Source organism: uncultured Shimia sp. (assembly GCF_947493595.1).
In the GTDB taxonomy this organism is placed as follows: domain Bacteria; phylum Pseudomonadota; class Alphaproteobacteria; order Rhodobacterales; family Rhodobacteraceae; genus Shimia.
In genome coordinates this window covers 157,882-175,738 of record NZ_CANLRL010000001.1, presented here as the reverse complement: position 1 = coordinate 175,738, position 17,857 = coordinate 157,882, and the positions used below count along the sequence as shown (strand labels likewise).

At 57.3% G+C, this 17,857-nt stretch carries 21 protein-coding genes; 5 read left to right on the top strand and 16 right to left on the bottom strand.

Annotation, left to right across the window (positions count from 1 at the left end; all coding sequences use genetic code 11):
- Nucleotides 1–174: 174 nt before the first annotated feature.
- The 5 genes from Q0955_RS00915 (at nucleotide 175) to Q0955_RS00895 (ending at nucleotide 4,774) form a co-directional block, all read left to right on the top strand.
- Nucleotides 175–489, top strand: coding sequence for an H-NS histone family protein (locus Q0955_RS00915; protein ID WP_299418805.1), 315 nt, complete (start codon nucleotides 175–177; stop codon nucleotides 487–489).
- A gap of 195 nt (nucleotides 490–684) precedes the next feature.
- Entirely contained in the window at nucleotides 685–1,389 is a 705-nt protein-coding gene (deoD, locus tag Q0955_RS00910; RefSeq protein WP_299418803.1) for a purine-nucleoside phosphorylase, read from the top strand.
- 110 nt (nucleotides 1,390–1,499) lie between these two features.
- Nucleotides 1,500–2,165, top strand: coding sequence for an alpha/beta fold hydrolase (locus Q0955_RS00905; RefSeq protein WP_299418801.1), 666 nt, complete (start codon nucleotides 1,500–1,502; stop codon nucleotides 2,163–2,165).
- Between the two features lie 113 nt (nucleotides 2,166–2,278).
- On the top strand, nucleotides 2,279–3,958 hold the full coding sequence (locus Q0955_RS00900; RefSeq protein WP_299418799.1) for a hypothetical protein: 1,680 nt from the start codon (nucleotides 2,279–2,281) through the stop codon (nucleotides 3,956–3,958).
- Between the two features lie 231 nt (nucleotides 3,959–4,189).
- Nucleotides 4,190–4,774: an HNH endonuclease gene (locus Q0955_RS00895; RefSeq protein ID WP_299418797.1), complete on the top strand. Its 585-nt coding sequence runs from the start codon at nucleotides 4,190–4,192 to the stop codon at nucleotides 4,772–4,774.
- A gap of 100 nt (nucleotides 4,775–4,874) precedes the next feature.
- Here Q0955_RS00895 and Q0955_RS00890 read toward each other — a convergent pair whose 3' ends face one another.
- The 16 genes from Q0955_RS00890 to Q0955_RS00815 all read right to left on the bottom strand — a co-directional run bounded on the left by Q0955_RS00890 (nucleotide 4,875) and on the right by Q0955_RS00815 (nucleotide 17,669).
- A complete protein-coding gene (locus Q0955_RS00890; protein WP_299418795.1) occupies nucleotides 4,875–5,738 on the bottom strand; it encodes a DUF1989 domain-containing protein in 864 nt (287 codons plus the stop codon).
- Nucleotides 5,739–5,787: 49 nt separating this feature from the next.
- Complete coding sequence (locus tag Q0955_RS00885; protein WP_299418793.1) at nucleotides 5,788–6,222, bottom strand: DUF4399 domain-containing protein; 435 nt, start codon at nucleotides 6,220–6,222, stop codon at nucleotides 5,788–5,790.
- 58 nt (nucleotides 6,223–6,280) lie between these two features.
- A complete protein-coding gene (locus Q0955_RS00880) occupies nucleotides 6,281–7,921 on the bottom strand; it encodes an FAD-binding dehydrogenase (RefSeq protein WP_299418791.1) in 1,641 nt (546 codons plus the stop codon).
- Between the two features lie 135 nt (nucleotides 7,922–8,056).
- On the bottom strand, nucleotides 8,057–8,209 hold the full coding sequence (locus Q0955_RS00875) for a hypothetical protein (RefSeq protein WP_299418789.1): 153 nt from the start codon (nucleotides 8,207–8,209) through the stop codon (nucleotides 8,057–8,059).
- Nucleotides 8,210–8,397: 188 nt separating this feature from the next.
- A complete protein-coding gene (locus tag Q0955_RS00870; RefSeq protein WP_299418787.1) occupies nucleotides 8,398–9,177 on the bottom strand; it encodes a succinate dehydrogenase iron-sulfur subunit in 780 nt (259 codons plus the stop codon).
- Nucleotides 9,178–9,229: 52 nt separating this feature from the next.
- Complete coding sequence (locus tag Q0955_RS00865; RefSeq protein ID WP_299418785.1) at nucleotides 9,230–10,048, bottom strand: hypothetical protein; 819 nt, start codon at nucleotides 10,046–10,048, stop codon at nucleotides 9,230–9,232.
- 46 nt (nucleotides 10,049–10,094) lie between these two features.
- Nucleotides 10,095–10,649 carry a hypothetical protein gene (locus tag Q0955_RS00860; protein ID WP_299418783.1) on the bottom strand — a complete coding sequence of 185 codons (555 nt, stop codon included), beginning with the start codon at nucleotides 10,647–10,649 and terminating at the stop codon, nucleotides 10,095–10,097.
- Nucleotides 10,649–12,457, bottom strand: coding sequence for a succinate dehydrogenase flavoprotein subunit (gene sdhA, locus Q0955_RS00855; RefSeq protein WP_299418781.1), 1,809 nt, complete (start codon nucleotides 12,455–12,457; stop codon nucleotides 10,649–10,651). Before sdhA ends, Q0955_RS00860 begins: the two co-directional genes overlap by 1 nt.
- Nucleotides 12,458–12,480: 23 nt before the next feature.
- Entirely contained in the window at nucleotides 12,481–12,852 is a 372-nt protein-coding gene (gene sdhD / locus Q0955_RS00850; RefSeq protein WP_299418779.1) for a succinate dehydrogenase, hydrophobic membrane anchor protein, read from the bottom strand.
- Between the two features lie 11 nt (nucleotides 12,853–12,863).
- The gene (sdhC, locus tag Q0955_RS00845) at nucleotides 12,864–13,247 is read right to left on the bottom strand and encodes a succinate dehydrogenase, cytochrome b556 subunit (RefSeq protein WP_299418777.1); all 384 of its coding nucleotides are present in this window, start codon (nucleotides 13,245–13,247) and stop codon (nucleotides 12,864–12,866) included.
- 258 nt (nucleotides 13,248–13,505) lie between these two features.
- Nucleotides 13,506–14,171: a DUF1194 domain-containing protein gene (locus tag Q0955_RS00840; protein ID WP_299418775.1), complete on the bottom strand. Its 666-nt coding sequence runs from the start codon at nucleotides 14,169–14,171 to the stop codon at nucleotides 13,506–13,508.
- Nucleotides 14,172–14,229: 58 nt separating this feature from the next.
- Entirely contained in the window at nucleotides 14,230–14,976 is a 747-nt protein-coding gene (locus Q0955_RS00835) for a DUF4344 domain-containing metallopeptidase (RefSeq protein WP_299418773.1), read from the bottom strand.
- An 8-nt stretch (nucleotides 14,977–14,984) separates the two neighbouring features.
- Nucleotides 14,985–16,016, bottom strand: a complete 1,032-nt coding sequence (locus Q0955_RS00830; protein ID WP_299418771.1) for a MaoC family dehydratase — start codon at nucleotides 16,014–16,016, stop codon at nucleotides 14,985–14,987.
- The gene (locus tag Q0955_RS00825; RefSeq protein ID WP_132858657.1) at nucleotides 16,016–16,219 is read right to left on the bottom strand and encodes a DUF1737 domain-containing protein; all 204 of its coding nucleotides are present in this window, start codon (nucleotides 16,217–16,219) and stop codon (nucleotides 16,016–16,018) included. Before Q0955_RS00825 ends, Q0955_RS00830 begins: the two co-directional genes overlap by 1 nt.
- Before the next feature lie 4 nt (nucleotides 16,220–16,223).
- Nucleotides 16,224–16,775 carry an NnrU family protein gene (locus Q0955_RS00820; RefSeq protein ID WP_299418766.1) on the bottom strand — a complete coding sequence of 184 codons (552 nt, stop codon included), beginning with the start codon at nucleotides 16,773–16,775 and terminating at the stop codon, nucleotides 16,224–16,226.
- A gap of 39 nt (nucleotides 16,776–16,814) precedes the next feature.
- Nucleotides 16,815–17,669 (bottom strand): CoA ester lyase, encoded by an 855-nt coding sequence (locus Q0955_RS00815; RefSeq protein WP_299418764.1) that lies wholly within the window; start codon nucleotides 17,667–17,669, stop codon nucleotides 16,815–16,817.
- Nucleotides 17,670–17,857 lie beyond the last annotated feature (188 nt).

Below are 17,857 nucleotides of genomic sequence, written 5' to 3'. Positions count from 1 at the left end.
TTTGACGCCAAGACAGGCCAGCAGTGCAGATCTTGCGGGTAGGGAAAACCCTACCCGCAATCTTGGGTTGCTAAATTCAACGCCTATCACGTAAAAATAGTCTTCCGCCTTGCATATCCCCATTTGCGGCTGCGATTATGTCGCTCGGACAGAATAAGCGAATGGATACTCCAAATGAAATTGGAAGAAATGAGCCGCGAAGCGTTGATTGACCTGCGCGCGCAGATCGATATCCAGCTGGAAAAACGCGAAGCCCAGCGCAAAACTGACGCGCTGAAAGCCATCGAAGAAGCGGCCGAAAAATACGGCTTCTCTCTGGAGGAACTGGCCAGCGTGACAGGAAAAAAACGCGGCGGATTGATGAAAGGCGTGCCTAAATACGCCCATCCAGAAGACAAAACCAAAACCTGGACCGGCAAAGGCCGCAAACCCAAATGGTTTGACGAGGCCCTGGCAGCAGGCATCACGCCTGACGCGATGGAAATCTAAGCGCCTTTAAAGAGCGCCACATATGCAAGCCGGAGCGCGGTCAAATCCGACGCTTCGGCTTTCGTTTTTCTCAGGAGATGTTTCTCGGATTTTCGACTTGTTTCGCGATACCATTCTGAGCAAGTGATTCACTCTTAAACGTTTGCGCGGCTCGCAAACGCCGTCGCCCTAACATAGACATAAAAAGGAATTGCCATGACAGTTCACATCGGAGCCCAACCCGGAGACATCGCAGAAACCGTTCTTCTCCCAGGCGATCCCTACCGCGCCAAATGGGCAGCAGACACATTTCTCACCGACGTGAAACTGGTGAACGAAGTACGCGGCATGCTCGGTTTCACCGGCATGTGGAAGGGCAACCGCGTCACCATCCACGGCTCCGGCATGGGCATGCCGTCCCTGTCGATCTACGTAAACGAGCTGATCAAGGACTACGGTGCCAAAACCCTGATCCGCATCGGCTCCTGTGGCGGCATGCAGGACAGCGTGAAGGTCCGCGACGTGATTGTCGCCATGACCGCCACCACACTTTCCACACCATCGCGCGGCATCTTCAAAGAAATGAACTTCGCCCCATGCGCCGACTACGGCCTGCTCCGTGCAGCCGCCGACGCAGCCCAAGCCAAAGGAACCGCCACCCACGTCGGCGGCATCTACAGCTCCGACGTATTCTATGACGAACGCCCGGACCTGACTGAGCAAATGACCCGCCACGGTATCCTTGGTGTCGAAATGGAAGCCGCCGAGCTCTACAACCTGGCCGCCCGCCACGGCCGTCGCGCGCTGGCAGTCCTGACTGTGTCTGACCACCTGCTGACCGGCGAAGCTCTGCCGTCTGAAGACCGTGAAAAAACCTTTGGCGACATGGTTGAAATCGCGCTCGAAGCCGCTTTCGCCTGATCGGCAACACATCCCGTCAGGCGGCCACGCACATCTTGCGACAGGCCGCCTGACATGCCACACACGCCCCAACCGCTGCAGCTGCAGCCACCACAGACAAGGGGCCCTCCATGACACGTGTATTGCAAGCTCAACGCAAGGAACCGGTTTCCGGCGAAACCCGCTCTGCGGTGATTTTCCTGCACGGCTACGGCGCCAACGGCGCGGACCTGATGGGCTTGGCCGATCCACTGGCCGAACACCTGCCAGACACGCTCTTCCTCGCGCCTGACGCGCCAGAAGAAATCCCCGGCATGCCCATGGGCCGCCAATGGTTCCCGATCCCTTGGATTGACGGCTCGTCTGAGGAAGAAAGCGAACGCGGCATGATGGCCGCCGTCGAAGATCTCAACGCCTTTCTGGATGCGGTGATGGTCGACGAAGACCTCTTACCGGAACAGGTGGTGCTGTTTGGCTTCTCCCAAGGCACCATGATGAGCCTTCATGTCGCACCGCGCCGCGAAGACGCCTTGGCTGGCATCGTCGCCTTCTCCGGGCGTCTGCTACAGCCAGACCTGCTCAAGGACGAAGCGATCAGCAAACCAGCGATTCTGCTGATCCATGGCGACCAAGATGATGTGGTGCCGCCCCAGTCCTTGCCCGAAGCCGCAGAAGCTCTGCAAGAGGCGGGCTTCAGCGATGTCTACGCCCACATTATGAAAGGCACCGCCCACGGCATCGCGCCGGATGGCCTGAGTGTGGCGCTTGCCTTTATGCGCGACAAACTGGGCCTTTAAGGCCACGGCCTGCACATATTCGCAGCAATCGCATCCCCGATAGCGCAAAAGCCTTTTGCGCCCTCGGCGCTCTGCGGTAAGAAAACCTAAGATTTGATGTATTGGATTTCACCGTGTTGCACTCTGACAGCCCCAAAACGCCCGAACTCCGCCTGACCTTTGGCCGCGCCAAGCTTGCCGGTTTTCTTTGCGCCACCGCATTAATCCCGGCGACGACTTTGGCCCAAAGCGTCAATCCACTGGACAACGGCCCAACCCGCATCGTTTCGCTTGAAACCGGCAACCTTTACCCAAAAGGCACGCTGGAACTGACGGTCGGCGCACGTCAAACCAGCCCAAGCGACCGCGCGGGCACCGGCAACCAGAATTATCACGGCGGCGGCGTCTACGCCTTCTCCGACCGCTTCAACCTCGGCCTGGAGCTGCAAAACTACATCGACCCGGTGGGCGGCCCGATCAACGGCTTCCCTGGCGTTGGCCCAGATCGCATTCCACAATTGGAAACCAACCAAATTGCTCTCTGGGGCAAATACCAGCTCTACAAAGATGACCGGTGGGCAATTGCCGCACTTGGCTCTGCTGAGGTCTTCACCAAAATGCAGACTGACCTCTGGGGCAGCTGGCGCCGACCGCAATCCAACGTCGCCATCGGCGCGTTGAAGATGCCCATCTCCTACACAGTCAATCCAAAACTGCAGGTGCATTTCACCCCGGGCATCACACTTGGGCCGGATGAAATCGACGGCGGTCAATTCTACGGCAACATGGTCACCATGGGCGCCGGTGTGTCTTACAAGGCCCACCCCCGACTGTCCCTGTTTGGCACCATCGAGTCCTCCGTAGGCAGCCCCAACACCATCGCCAGCACCGGCCAATGGGTGACCGAGCCTGTGTGGTCCGCCGGGGGTCGGTACAACGTAACACCCCGCATTGCCTTTGAAGGCTATGTGACCAACGGATTTGGTGTCTCTCCGGCCACCAGCGCCTGGACCTTTTGGCCAGACGGCGATCACGTGATGGTTGGCGGCCGCCTTATCTACACGCCGGGCGTCACGCGAGATGAAAGCTACCGCACCCTGTCGCTACCCACGACGCGGCCGCAATTAAACGCCCAGCAGGACGGCTTCACCCTCGGCTCTGCCGCCACGCTGGATCCGGGCTTGATGCGCACCGACCTCTGGTACGGCAGCGACAACAACGCCGGTGCCTCAATCAACTTCAGCCCGGATCGCGATATCGAACTGCAGTTCATTTTTGAACAGTTCTCAGACAACCCAACCGCCGACTCCAGCTTGGTGCCCACCACCCATGTGCGCTACATGATTGGGCCAAAGCTGCGCCTGATGGATCAAAATAACGGCAACCCGTTCTCGCTGGCAGGGCGGATGCTCTACGGGCGCCAAATCAGCTCCTCCTCGCAAAAGGTTGGTGTGTTCTTCACAGATCTGAGCGCCAACTACAAAACCCGCAACGGGTTCTCTTTCACCGCAAGTCCAAAGATTGCCGCTTGGGGAAGCAAAGAGCTTGTCGGTTTGGGCATGGGCATCGGTTATAGCTTCGGAAATGGTCTGGAGCTGATGGCAGAGACCACCCCCATCGGCCGTGATGGCAGCAAAACGACCTGGGCCGCTGGCGCGCGCTACCATCTTGGCAACTCAGGATTTTCCGTGGATGCGCAAGCAACCAACGCGATTGGCCGCCACGGCATTGGCAGCATGATTGCTCAGGACGACATCCGTTACGCCCTAACACTGTCCAAAACCTTTGACATCACCGGAGCCAAATTCTGGTAACACCAGTCGTCACAACCTAAACCAATCCCCCACCCCGCCCGTAAAACAGGTGGGGTGACTTCGTTTTAGGCATCTCGCGTCACAAATCCGTCACCCAGCCATGTCATGCTGCACTTGCACCTCACAAATGCGATAAACGCATATCGTGAGGCTTGTCAGAACAAGACCACGAGATATAGTGGATATAGGCCTCGTGCCACTGCGGCACGAACGCAGCGAGGGAGCACCCCTATGGACGGCGACTTTAGGACCGAATTCACGCGACATCCCGGCGGATTGAAGCATCATCCGGCATTGGTGCTCAATGCAGACTACCGCCCCCTCTCCTACTACCCGCTGTCGCTATGGCCTTGGCAGGACGCCATAAAAGCCGCTTACATGGATCGGGTCGACATCGTGGCCGAATACGATCATGTGGTGCGCAGCCCCTCTACAGAGATACGGATCCCCTCCGTTGTGGTGCTCAAAGACTATGTAAAACTGCAAAAGCGCGTGGCCTTCACGCGCTTTAATCTTTTTCTGCGGGATGGTTTTTGTTGCCAGTATTGTGGCTCACGGGGCGACTTGACGTTCGACCACGTGATCCCTCGCGCCGCAGGCGGGATCACCAGCTGGGAGAATGTGGTTGCGGCCTGCTCCCCCTGTAATCTCAAAAAAGGCTCCAAGAGCCTCCGGCAGGCCCGCATGAGCCTGCGCAAACCGCCGCGCCAGCCCGGATCAGAAGAGCTGCGCAATATTGGGCGAAAGTTCCCGCCCAACTTCCTGCACGACAGCTGGATGGACTACCTTTATTGGGACGCGGAACTCGACGCCTGACACATTCCGTGAGAAGGGTTAACGCACCTTTGCGCCCAAAATTTCGCACCTTCGCGATACAGTCGTGATACCGACAGGATACCGACGTGGTTTTGGACGGTTAACGTGGCACTCCATGGCTTCTGTCGTAGCCGTTAACCGCAGGCGACTTCCAGTCCCCCAAGGCGCCTTCTTCCGGCGCAAACACCTCCACCAACATCGGGTAACACGCTGCCGTGTCGGAGCTGTGTTCACTCGAACAATCGCCCCCGGGACAGGCACTCAGCGCCCCCAAGAGATCAATCTCGGCAAAGAACTCCAGATAGTCCCCCGGTCGCACCGGACTGGCTTTCATGAAGTATTGCCCGGTGTCGCGCGTGAAGCCTGTGCACATAAAAACATTAAGAACATCATGCACATAGGGCTCTGCCTCCCGCAGCGAAATGCCCGTGTGTGCAGCCAGCGCACGTGTCAGATTGGAGTGACAGCAATAGTGATAATGATCCCCCGCCAACAGGTTGCCGGTATAAGGATCACAGCGCGTGCCAATCACGTCATGCACCGAGCCTCCATAGGCATCAATCCCGTACCAGCCCAACGTGTCCTCCACGATGGTCGCCATCGGCCGCAAGCTCGGTAGACTGGTCCACATCCGCTCTCCAGTTGAGATATGAGTGCCGTGCAAAGCTCTTGTTTTTCCAGAGAAAAACCGTTCATTCAGGTTTTTTGAATTCCACAGATTCAGATCTCCAACTTGTGGGCCTTCCACAGAAGAAATCCGAAAAAACTGCCCCGCTGGCACCTCAAAACACCGCGCATCCCGCGCCGGTATCAGCACCTCATCAACCTTTGTGGCAGTCTCACGCGCCGCCTTGTAAAGCGCCATTGGCGCCTCCGGCAGCGTCTCATTTGGGTAGCAGATCACCGGCTTGATGGCTCGGCGGTCGTCTGCATCGGCGGGGGGGGGAAAAGGCATGTCTGTCATGCCCCGATCCTGCCCCCGACCAGGCGGTCTTGCAATGCAAAAGACCGTGCTATTTCACAGTGATGGTGATCACCTCAGACACCACTGGTGGGTTGTGGGGCACGTGAAATTCATCTCCCAGAACAAGCTGCAACGTGTGTGTCCCGGCAGGTAAATCCAATGTCACCTCTGTCTGACCACCGCCAAAATGCTTGTGATTGTCATCCGTTGGCACCCCGTTCTCCATCAACTCCGCATCATCGGCCCCTTCGCCAAGCGGCGGACGGTTGATAAAAATATGATGGTGGCCGGTATTCTCTTTCTCCGTCCCAGCAGGCGCAACCCCCATGCCAGACAAACCAAAATTCACCACAAACGGTGCCTCGACAGAATCGCCATCACTGAGGTTGATGAAATACACCGTCGCCCCGTCCGGCGACGGCGTTTCCCCTGCAAAAGCCTGAGAACTCAGCATAATTGCCAGTGCGGCTACCAGTTTCTTCATAACGTTTCCTCCCAACTTTTTAACAATGCCAAAAGGATAACACAGATCAAATGCCGGTCTAGACGCTCCGCCCAACAGCCCTGCCCGAGAAGATGCACCCGCCAAGGAATGTCCCTTCCAAGGCGTTGTAGCCGTGATATCCACCACCGCCAAAACCCGCGACTTCTCCGGCGGCAAATAGCCCCTCAAACGCGCTGCCATCCGGCCGCAGCACCAGCCCTGTCACATCCGTATGCAACCCGCCAAGAGACTTCCGCGTGAGGATGTTCAATCGCACCGCAATCAACGGACCGTTTTTGGGGTCCAAAATGCGATGAGGCTTCGCCGTACGGATCAACCGATCCCCCCGATAATTGCGTGCCCCGCGAATGGCAGTCACCTGCGCGTCCTTGCAATACTCGTTATCGATTTGCCCATCCCGGGCTTCGATTTGAGATCGAATTTTCTCAAGTGTCACAGGCACATCCGGCGTGATCTTGTTCATGCCTGCAACCAACTCTTCCAGCGAGTTGGCCACCACAAAATCTTCACCGTGTTCTTTGAAGGCCTCCACCGGCCCCGGCGCGCCTTTGGTCATCACCCGACGTTTGAGCACCTCCGACCACTTGCCCGAGGTCAGGTCCGGGTTCTGCTCAGAGCCCGACAAAGCAAACTCTTTCTCGATGATCTTCTGGGTCAGAATGAACCAGCTGTGCTCGTGCCCGGTCGACAGTATCCGCTTGAGCGTCCCCAAACTGTCAAATCCCGGTAGATATGGCGCTTCCATACGGTCACCCAAGGCGTCAAACCACATTGAGCTTGGCCCCGGCAGAATGCGAATGCCGTGGTTGGGCCAAATCGGGTCCCAGTTCGCCAAGCCTTCTGTGTAGTGCCACATGCGGTCGCCGTTGATGATCCCCGCCCCGGCCCCCTCAGCCACCCGCTGCATCTGACCATCTACATAGTCTGGCACCCCTGCCACCATGCGCTTTGGCGCCGTGCCCAGCCGCTCCTCCGGCCAATAGCGCCGCACTATATCATGGTCCCCGCCAATCCCGCCGGAGGTGATCACCACCGCCTCTGCACGATGTTCAAAGTCTCCAACCACTTCGCGAGATGTCGACCTCCCGCGCTCCGCTCCATCTTCGGAAAGCACCTGCCCGCGCACGCCTTTCACAACATCATTTTCCACAATCAGATCAGTGACTTTACGCCGGAACGCCAGTTCAACACGTCCACCGGACACATGCTCCCGCACCAGCCGCTGAAACGGCGCAACCACGCCCGGCCCAGTACCCCAAGTGATGTGAAACCGCGGCACCGAGTTTCCATGCCCATGCGCCATCTCCCCACCGCGCTCAGCCCAGCCCACAATCGGAAACCAGCGCATACCGATATTTTGCAGCCAGCTACGCATCTCCCCCGACGCAAACTCCAAATAGGCTTCCGCGACCTTGCGGGGATTGGCATCTTCAGGCCGATCAAACTGCGCCGAGCCCATCCAATCGGCAAGCGCCAATTCCGGACTGTCCTTGATGCCCATACGACGTTGTTCGGGCGTATCCACCATGAACAAGCCACCCAACGACCAGAACGCCTGCCCCCCCAGACTCTGCTCGCCTTCTTGATCCATCAGCAGCACCTTGCGCCCGCGGCTTGCCGCTTCATTGGCCGCCACAAGCCCTGCCAAGCCGCCCCCAACAATAATCACATCGGTCATGGCACATCCTCCCCTGATCCCAAAAGGCTAGCCCCAGCACCGCACACCGCCAAGCCAGACCTAACGTCAGCGCATTGCGGCAAACAAAAAGCGCCCCGAAACCTCGGAGCGCTGGTCGTCATGTGTATGTCTGGCTTACGCCGCTTTCACATACTCGTAGTAAGTTTCGCTAGACGGTTTCACCTCTGCGATGCGCGGTGGCTGGGTGTAATAGGCATAGGCCTGTTCCAGAACTTCCTGCGCGCGGACGGCAAAATCTTCAGGGCTCTCATTTTTAGACGCGGACATTGGTGTACTCCATGTAAATCCGGTGTCCTCCCTCGCCCGCATATTTAGGTCAGATAACGCTTACGTAAACCGCCGATCCTGCAACGACGCTATGCAAAAATTGCAAATGTATGCCGTGGGATACACCTTTGCCCAAAGCAAAAGCCCGCCTGAAACAGACGGGCTTTCCAAATCTCTGAAACGTCGTTTTAGACGTGACGCTCAATCAGCATCTTCTTGATCTCGCCAATCGCTTTCGCCGGGTTCAAACCCTTTGGGCAGGTTTTGGCACAGTTCATGATGGTGTGGCAGCGATACAGCTTGAAGGAATCTTCCAGCTCATCCAAGCGCTCACCTGTCGCCTCATCCCGGCTATCGATGATCCAGCGATAGGCGTGCAACAGCGCGGCTGGGCCGAGGTATTTGTCGCCGTTCCACCAGTAGCTTGGGCAGGATGTAGAGCAGGACGCGCACATCACACACTCATACAGACCATCAAGCTTCTTGCGGTCATCAATCGACTGGCGCCATTCTTTGGCCGGTCGGTTGGTCTTGGTTTCCAGCCACGGCATGATCGACGCGTGTTGAGCATAGAAATGGGTCAGATCCGGGATCAGGTCTTTCACCACTGACATATGCGGCAGCGGGTAGATTTTCACGTCACCCTTAACTTCGTCCAGGCCATAGATACAGGCCAACGTGTTGATCCCGTCCACGTTCATCGCGCAGGAGCCACAGATTCCTTCGCGGCAAGAGCGGCGGAAGGTCAGCGTTGGATCAATCTCGTTTTTGATCTTGATCAGCGCGTCCAAAATCATCGGGCCACATTTGTCCATATCGAGGAAATATGTGTCGATCTGCGGGTTTTTACCGTCGTCCGGGTTCCAGCGATAAATCTGGAACTTGCGCACGTTGGTCGCACCTTCTGGCTTTGGCCAGGTCTTGCCGGTCACAATCCGACTGTTCTTGGGGAGGGCAAATTCGACCATGGTCTTTCCTTCCTATACGTGGGCGCGCGCGATGCGCATACCTTCGTTCTGTTCAGGCCTTCTGTGATGGCATCGGACCATCGGCAAAAAGCGTTTGATTGTTCTTAATCAGCTCGGCCACCTGTTTGCGGGCGGGCTGCGCGAGCGCCAACTCATTGAGCTGACGCATAAACTCTAAAGCCCCGGGGTTGAGGCTCTGATTGGACCGCCCGGCCAGCGGCTCTAGCGTATCGATCTCGGCATCGGTCAATCCGGCAAAGCGCAACAGCTGCCGCCCTGGACGTTCTGGCGTGGTCTCGTCTTCCAGCGCAAACACACGCACGCGGTCCGCCCCCACCAGACCTTCCATCTCAACCTGCACGGCGTCCCAGCCACGGCTGTCTGCGGTCTCCGCCAGGAAATCCTCCAGCGTGCCCGCATAGCCATCAGATTTGACAGCCTGATTGTGCACGCTGCGCTTCCAGCCCTGCAACTCGCGGGTGTACAGCACATAGTCCGGCTCAAACGGCGCCAGATGCCGCTCAAACAAGCGCAGGATGTCAGACAAACGCGGGAACACCTCCCGCACATCCGACCGTCCCATCATCGCACCACAGATGTTTTCGTGGCTAATGACACAGACCCGATCGTCACCGTCCAGCTCATCGCGTACCTGTGAAATCAGCGCAACAAGGTCCGCCTCATGTTTCGCAGGCCGCATGCTGTAAAGCGTGCAGGTCCGCCCCAACTCCCGCGTCAGCGAGCCTTTGGACGGGACACGAATGTCCAACCGTTCGGCCAAGACGTCTCGGTTGCGCGCCAGAAAGCGGTGCAGCGAGGTGGAGCCGGTCTTCTGTGCACCAATATGCACGATCACGCGACGCGAGGACATCACAGGCCCTCCCGCAGCACAGCGCGCAGATCATATGCCAAACAGCTTACCGGCAATAGCGGCTCCCACCGTGCATCACGTCCGCATGTTTGGGACAGCCGGTCGCGACATCAATCTGCTTGCCGCTCCGATAATTCGGATCCGCCAGCTGGTTACAGGACATCTTGTACTTGATCCCCCGGCCAATAGACGCCCCACCAACACCGGCACCAAACAGCAACCAGAACTCGTTCGCGGTGCCCACGGCGGCAAATGTCGCAGCCGTGACAATGGTGCCCACGATCAAATGCGCGTTGCCTTTGCGATGGCATTGCGCCACCAGCTCTTTGCTTGCTTCATTGCTCGTGGACAGCGCCGCGCTGAACTGCACATCATAGATGTCTGCCAGGCAGTCGTTGATTTTCACAACGCCAGTCTCCGTGCCGCCTGTGGCCGCCATGACAGTAGGCACCTCTTTGTGCACTGCCACCAGATAGCTGCCAGGCGCACGGGTTTTGGACATGCAGGATTGAACCTGATCAACAACAACCGAGGTCTCTGCCGAAACCTGTGTCGCCAGGCCGGCAACAACCATACAAAATCCAAAACCCAGCGCTTTCATCAGAAGGTCCGCGCTTTTGGAGCGATCTTCTTCAGGCTGATACCGCCTTCATCCTCGGTGGTCAGAGGATCTTTGATCACCGGACGATACGTCAGGTCCACCTTGTTGCCATCCACACGGCTCACAGTGTGCACACGCCAGTTCTCATCGTCCCGCTCGGAATAGTCCTCATGCGCATGTGCGCCACGGCTTTCCTTACGGGCTTCCGCACCGTGGATCGTCGCCAGAGCATTTGGCATCAGGTTGGTCAGTTCCAGCGTTTCCATCAGGTCGCTGTTCCAAACCAGAGAGGTGTCGGTCACGTGCAGATCGTCGATCTTCGCCGCAATGTCCGTCATCTTCTCAACGCCTTCTTTCAGCGTCTTGTCGGTCCGGAACACCGCCGCATCCGCCTGCATGGTGCGCTGCATCTCAAGACGCAGCTCAGCCGTTGGCGCGCCGCCTTTGGCGTTGCGTACGGTGTCGAGGCGATCAAACGCTTTGTCCACAGAGGCTTGGTTCAGCACAGGATTGGGCGCGTCCGCGTCCACAACCTTACCGGCGCGAATGGCTGACGCACGGCCAAACACCACAAGGTCGATCAGCGAGTTGGACCCCAGGCGGTTTGCACCGTGCACAGAGGCACAGCCCGCTTCGCCCACAGCCATCAGACCCGGCACAACCGCAGTTGGATCTTCCGCGGTCGGGTTCAGAACTTCACCCCAATAGTTGGTTGGAATGCCGCCCATGTTGTAGTGCACCGTTGGCAGAACCGGGATTGGTTCTTTGTTCACATCCACCCCCGCAAAGACTTTTGCAGATTCAGAGATACCCGGCAGACGCTCCGCCAGCGCTTCGGCTGGCAAATGGCTGAGGTTCAGGTGAATGTGATCGCCATTCTCACCCACACCACGACCTTCACGGATCTCCATAGTCATGGAGCGCGACACGTAGTCCCGAGGTGCGAGGTCTTTATACTGCGGCGCATAACGCTCCATAAAGCGCTCGCCTTCGGAGTTGGTCAGATAGCCACCTTCGCCACGTGCGCCCTCAGTGATCAGACAGCCGGAGCCATAGATGCCGGTTGGGTGAAACTGAACAAACTCCATATCCTGCAGCGGCAGACCCGCACGGGCAACCATACCGCCACCATCACCGGTACAGGTGTGCGCGGAGGTTGCAGAGAAATACGCCCGGCCATAACCGCCGGTCGCCAGCACAACCATCTTCGCATTGAAGACATGCATGGTGCCATCGTCGAGCTTCCAGCACACCACACCCTGACATTGACCGTCCTCAGACATGATCAGATCAAGCGCGAAATACTCGATGTAGAACTCGGCGTTGTTCTTGACCGACTGGCCATAAAGCGTGTGCAGGATCGCGTGGCCGGTCCGGTCCGCTGCCGCACAGGTCCGCTGTACCGCAGGGCCTTCACCAAACTCGGTGGTGTGGCCGCCAAACGGACGCTGGTAGATCTTGCCTTCTTCGGTGCGCGAGAATGGCACACCGTAGTGTTCCAGCTCATAGACCGCTTTGGGTGCTTCGCGTGCGAGGTATTCCATCGCATCGGTGTCACCCAGCCAGTCGGAGCCTTTCACAGTGTCATACATATGCCACTGCCAGTTGTCCGGGCCCATGTTGGACAAGGACGCCGCGATACCACCCTGCGCCGCAACAGTGTGCGAGCGGGTTGGGAAAACTTTGGTCACACAGGCGGTGCGCAGGCCTTGCTCAGCCATGCCCAGCGTCGCACGCAGACCCGCGCCGCCGGCGCCAATTACCACGACATCATATTCGTGGGTTTCATATTCGTATGCTGCAGTCATCTTCTTAGATCCTCACGCAGGGGTCACAGGGCGAGCTTCACAAGCGCAAACAAGCTTGCCGCGATCAACGCAAAGCAAAACGCCTTATTTGCCACCAGCAACAGTTTGCCTGCTGTGCCATGCACATAGTCTTCAATCGCTTCCTGCGCTTCGTTCATCAGGTGGATCAGCCCCACAACCAGGCCAAGGCCGGTTACAATCGCTGGGAATGGGCGACTGAAGTAGGCGATCACCTCTTCATAAGAGCCGCCAATGCCGCACCCTACGGTGAAGATGAACAAAGGTGCCAGAACACCCATAATCACAGAACGCACCATCATCTGCCAATGGGCGGCCGTGCCGTTGCGGCCAGAGCCAAGGCCCACTGCGCGTTTGCGGTCAGTCAGATATCGCATCTTGTCTCTCCTTACACCGCAATCACAGTGATGACGGTCAGCACAGTTGCGCCGACAAACATGCCCAGCCCCATACGCTCGGACGTTTGCACGTCCATGCAGTATCCGAGGTCCCAGATCACGTGACGCAGACGGCCGAGCGTGTGGTACCAAAGGCCCCAAGCCCCGGCAGTAAGCAGAAGTCCGCCAAACCAGCTGCGCATGAAACCGTCGATACCGGCAAAAGCACTCTCAGAGGTTGCTGCGGCCAGAAGCCACCAAACAACAAAGAGGGCCACACCCAGCACGCCGATACCACTGATGCGAACCATGATGGACGACGCGGAGGTCATCTGCGGACGGTAAATACTCAAATGAGGCGAAAGCGGGCGGTTGCCCCGATTGACATCGGCCATAGTGGCTCCTTTCAGGTTAGCTGAAATCGTTTTACCGCTTTTTTGCACCTTGTCACGGTTTCAATACCCTAAATGTCATGGTTTTTTGGTGCAATGCCATGGATTCCTCCACTTTTGTGATCACGCTCTTTTAGTTGTGATCACACATCCGCCAAAGAGTCTTTTTGTCGGAAAAATTTCCGTCAATCACAATGAATCCTCAAGCTGCACACCCCCAAAAGATGTTTGCGCTCACAGATAGGCATGCCTGACCGTGTCTCATCGAAGCTGCGAAAGCTGTTGGGCGACCTCCCGCATCAATTTTTGCCGAATCCTTTTGGGATATTCATCAAACCCATTTGCGGTCACCACAAACGCTCCCGGCCCTGTGATCACATTTTCCCAGTAGTATCCGGTGAGATCATCATCTTCGGTTTCGATGACCAGGCCGTTCACCGTCACGCCCATCTGACCCAGCCGTTTTCTGCCAGCTTCAGGGGCGCTCCCCTCATTTGATGGTCCGTCACCCGACACGTCCAGAACCATCCGACGACAGGCAGGACCCGCCTCAAACTCCACGGCTGCCCGGGTCAATGCATCGCCGATCGCCGTCGAATACCTGCGCCACCCGCGCTGCGTGGTATCCACCGCGGCTGCCAAGGCCTCGGCCTCCGCGCCATTGCGCACACGCATCCATGGCACCGACATCACCTGCCGATCCGCTCCGGTCCACTGCATCACAGCTACCGCCGCCTCCGCTTTGATCAAAGCCTCAACAACAACGCCATCACGCAGGCCAGCGGAAAGCCCCTGCATCTGAATGTCATACTCCGTGGCATCCACACTGCCGGACACATCCACAGCCAACAAAAGCGCCAGATCACAGGCGCGCGCCATGGGCACCTGAGCACAAAGGAAAACAACGAAACAAAGACGCACAATCATACAGCCACCTTACCCTAGGTGGCGGAAAAATCCTGTCACGTCCTTGTGTGGCTCACATCTATGGCGCCATTTCCACCAACGCATCGGCAAATTCGGTGCACATCACAATCTCAACGCGCTGCGGATCATAAAAGGCATTGGCCTCCCCACAGGGGACCACTGAAATCAACAAATCCTCTGGCAGCCGGAACTCTTGATTCAGCGCCTCAACCTCCGCCCGCACAACTTCCGCCGTCAGTGCGCCGCCATCGCTACCCACCTCAAAGTTACCAAGCGTCAGCGTTTTTCCGCCTTTGTCATGTACGATCTCATCCAACGCACCGCCCCAGCTTTGTGCCGCCTGATCGTACTCTTCCGGACAGTATTCGGCCCGCTCTTCCGGCAAACCCAGATCCTCGGCAACATCATCACGCTCCTCCGGATTGGCGCCGTAAAACAGGCACACCGTATTGTAGTAGCGCTGCAAGTCCGGCCCGTGCACATCCCAGAACGCAATCTCAGAATTGGCGTCAGCTTCCCCAAGGAAGCCAAAGGCCGCATCATAAGCCAGCTGCACTGCACTTTCTTCTTCGTAAAAAGCATCGATCAAAAAGATCGACAGCACATCCGCCGCATCTTCTTCCTGCCCAAAAATCGGCAAACCAAGGATATCGATCAACGCATGCCCGAGCTCGTGATAGAAAATCCCAAGCAGGTTGCTTTCGACATAGGCAATGGTGTCATCGCTTGTGGTGGCAAAGGAAAGCTCGGCCTGCGCAGGACAGGCCAGAGCAAATGCGGCGGCGGTGCAAAGTGGTCTCAACATGAGACCAATCACATCGGCATCAGCGCCCAGTAGTCAAGATCAAGCAGCACGTCGGGCTGGTATTTTCCATCATCGCTTTTCAGCGTAAACGGCTCCCCACCTTTGGTCGCGACCAGTCGCAGGCGGATCGCGCCCACACCCGGTGCGGAGGTCTCCGCTTTGTCCAATACCTCAGACCACGCTTTGACCGTCAGACCAGAGAACGCCGGATTTACATGTGCGCCGCCATTCAGCCCCACAATCATCTGCGCGTTGGCCAGACCGTTGAAGGACAAAGCCCGTGCCAAGGAAATGATATGTCCACCATAGATCAGGCGCTGCCCGTCCGGGCGGAAGGTGGCGTCAAAATGTACTTTGGCGGTGTTCTGCCACAGGCGCGTCGCCATCATGTGCTCCGCTTCTTCCAGCGTCACACCATCCACGTGATCAATGGTTTCACCCACCTCATAGTCACCCCAGCGATGGGCTTCGCCCGCATGGGCAAAATCATAGCCAGTGAAGTTCAACCCCTCTGGAATCACCAAATCAGCTGGATCAATCACCTTGGACAGCTCCGGCACCACAGTCTCAGGTGCCGGTGCCTCCGCATCCCGCTTGCGCACCATGACCCAGCGCACATACTCCATGACCACCTCGTCGCGTTGATTCATACCGCGCGTACGCACATAAACCACACCGGTTTTGCCATTGGAGTTCTGCTTCAGACCAATCACTTCGGACGTGCTGCGCAACGTATCGCCAGCATAAACCGGCTTCAGCCAGCGCCCCTCGGCATAGCCGAGGTTTGCCACCGCGTTGAGCGACACATCCGGAACCGTTTTGCCAAAGACCACGTGAAACGCCGCCAGATCATCCAGCGGCGATTGCGGCAGCCCGGAGGTGCGCGCAAATTCATCGCTTGAATACAGAGCATGACGCGCAGGATAAAGCGCATGATACAGCGCCCGTTCCCCTGCCCCCACGGTGCGTGGCACCGCATGCTCGATCACTTGACCGAGTGTGTAATCTTCAAAAAACCGGCCCGGATTGGTCTTGGCCATCAGTGTTCTCCCAGTTTGGTCTCCGGGGTGTAAGTGCCCTCCACTTCCTTCACCACGGATTGACCGCAACGCATCACGCCGGTCTTGTGGCAAAAGGTCTGTGTCGGGGAGCCATACAGCTCCCACCCCTTGTTAAGCGCGTCTGTCACCTTGTGACAAAACGCCGATGTGTCCTCTTCGGAGAGAAAACGGTAGAGTTTCATGTGCTTACCCTCCAAATGGGCTTGGGCCGACAAGCCCGTGAATATATCCGATCACACCCATCAGAATGATGGACGCGACAAAAAACATGCCATCTTTGGCAATACTGCCGGTCTCTGTTGGCGTCCAAGGCCCTTCGGCTTTGTTGATCACCACAATCTCGGCAAGCGCCCAAACCAACAGGCCGCCAAACAGGACCAGTGACGGCATATCGCCGTTGACCCAAAGGTGCGCACACGCCCACAAAGCAAACCCAATCAGCATCGGGTGACGCATCCCATTGAACAGTTTGCCTTTGCGCGGCGCGGGGCTCATCAGGAAAATGGCAAACAGAACCGCCAAATTGTTGATGTGCTTGGCAAAACTTGGTGCCACCCACAAAACGTCCTCAACCGGTGCTGCCTGAAAGCCAATCACCATGAGCACAATCGAGGCAACAAGCGCGATCGCCACAAGCCCTTTGCCTTTGTCGCCCATAGGCTCCCGCACACCGGGCAGGACCCGCTTGAAAAAATGGGCCCCGGCCCAAAGTAGCACCCCAAGAACCAATAACGTCATCTCGCTCCCTCGCTGGATTATTTGGTTGTGGGGTAAGAGTTAACCTTCCAGCGCGGCGATTGCATCCGCCTTTGCCAAAATTTCACGCGCGGTGACAATGTGCAGGTTTTCGACAATCTTGCCATCCACCACGGCCACGCCCTGCCCGCTGGCTTCGCACTCTTCAAACGCCGCAATCTGACGCTTCGCCAGATCGATCTCAGCCTCACTTGGCGCAAAGGCCGCATTGGCCACATCTACCTGCGCCGGGTGGATCAGCGTTTTGCCATCAAAGCCCATGTCACGGCCCTGATCACATTCCACCTTCAGGCCTTCGGCATCTTTGAACGCATTGTACACGCCATCAACAATCACAATGCCCTCGGCCTTGGCAGCCAGCAGACACAGACCCAACCCCGCCATCATTGGCAACCGATCTGGGCGGAAACGGGTTTGCAGCTCTTTGGCAAGGTCATTGGTGCCCATCACAAAGCCAGTCAACTGTGGATGCGCCGCAATCTCTGCTGCATTCAGCATGCCGCGCGGTGTTTCCATCATTGCCCAAATCGGCTTATCGCCAATCAACGCGGCTAGCGCATCGACCTGCGCGGCGTTTTCCACCTTTGGCAGCAGCACTGCATCACAATCCATACCCGCCGCGGCCTTGGCATCCGCCTCGCCCCATTGTGTGTCCAGACCATTGATCCGAACAATGCGCATCCGGCTTCCATATCCGCCCTGTGTCAACGCATCCGCCAATGTGGCACGGGCGTTTTCCTTTTCGTCCGGTGCCACCGCATCTTCGAGATCAAAGATGATGGCATCCACCGGCAAACCACGTGCTTTTTCCAATGCACGGTCCTTGGACCCAGGAATGTAAAGAACCGACCGAAAGGGGCGTGCGCGCTGATCCATGACTCTCTCCGCAATTATGTTGCGCAGAGAGGTGCATTTTTCTCAGAAAACTTCAAGGGCGTTTTTGCCGCATCGCAGAAAAGTCTCACGCTAACTCAAGCGGATGCGCCAAATGTCGCGGTTTTGGAAACAATGAAATCGTTACGTTAACCATTTTTAAGCCCCAACCTGCGCACACTCACCCCATC

Coding starts and splice junctions, on each gene's coding strand:
- Q0955_RS00915 (WP_299418805.1), top strand. CDS start 175: ATGAAATTGGAAGAAATGAGCCGCGAAGCGTTGATTGACCTGCGCGCG.
- deoD (WP_299418803.1), top strand. CDS start 685: ATGACAGTTCACATCGGAGCCCAACCCGGAGACATCGCAGAAACCGTT.
- Q0955_RS00905 (WP_299418801.1), top strand. CDS start 1,500: ATGACACGTGTATTGCAAGCTCAACGCAAGGAACCGGTTTCCGGCGAA.
- Q0955_RS00895 (WP_299418797.1), top strand. CDS start 4,190: ATGGACGGCGACTTTAGGACCGAATTCACGCGACATCCCGGCGGATTG.
- Q0955_RS00890 (WP_299418795.1), bottom strand. CDS start 5,738: ATGACAGACATGCCTTTTCCCCCCCCCGCCGATGCAGACGACCGCCGA.
- Q0955_RS00885 (WP_299418793.1), bottom strand. CDS start 6,222: ATGAAGAAACTGGTAGCCGCACTGGCAATTATGCTGAGTTCTCAGGCT.
- Q0955_RS00880 (WP_299418791.1), bottom strand. CDS start 7,921: ATGACCGATGTGATTATTGTTGGGGGCGGCTTGGCAGGGCTTGTGGCG.
- Q0955_RS00875 (WP_299418789.1), bottom strand. CDS start 8,209: ATGTCCGCGTCTAAAAATGAGAGCCCTGAAGATTTTGCCGTCCGCGCG.
- Q0955_RS00870 (WP_299418787.1), bottom strand. CDS start 9,177: ATGGTCGAATTTGCCCTCCCCAAGAACAGTCGGATTGTGACCGGCAAG.
- Q0955_RS00865 (WP_299418785.1), bottom strand. CDS start 10,048: ATGTCCTCGCGTCGCGTGATCGTGCATATTGGTGCACAGAAGACCGGC.
- Q0955_RS00860 (WP_299418783.1), bottom strand. CDS start 10,649: ATGAAAGCGCTGGGTTTTGGATTTTGTATGGTTGTTGCCGGCCTGGCG.
- sdhA (WP_299418781.1), bottom strand. CDS start 12,457: ATGACTGCAGCATACGAATATGAAACCCACGAATATGATGTCGTGGTA.
- sdhD (WP_299418779.1), bottom strand. CDS start 12,852: ATGCGATATCTGACTGACCGCAAACGCGCAGTGGGCCTTGGCTCTGGC.
- sdhC (WP_299418777.1), bottom strand. CDS start 13,247: ATGGCCGATGTCAATCGGGGCAACCGCCCGCTTTCGCCTCATTTGAGT.
- Q0955_RS00840 (WP_299418775.1), bottom strand. CDS start 14,171: ATGATTGTGCGTCTTTGTTTCGTTGTTTTCCTTTGTGCTCAGGTGCCC.
- Q0955_RS00835 (WP_299418773.1), bottom strand. CDS start 14,976: ATGTTGAGACCACTTTGCACCGCCGCCGCATTTGCTCTGGCCTGTCCT.
- Q0955_RS00830 (WP_299418771.1), bottom strand. CDS start 16,016: ATGGCCAAGACCAATCCGGGCCGGTTTTTTGAAGATTACACACTCGGT.
- Q0955_RS00825 (WP_132858657.1), bottom strand. CDS start 16,219: ATGAAACTCTACCGTTTTCTCTCCGAAGAGGACACATCGGCGTTTTGT.
- Q0955_RS00820 (WP_299418766.1), bottom strand. CDS start 16,775: ATGACGTTATTGGTTCTTGGGGTGCTACTTTGGGCCGGGGCCCATTTT.
- Q0955_RS00815 (WP_299418764.1), bottom strand. CDS start 17,669: ATGGATCAGCGCGCACGCCCCTTTCGGTCGGTTCTTTACATTCCTGGG.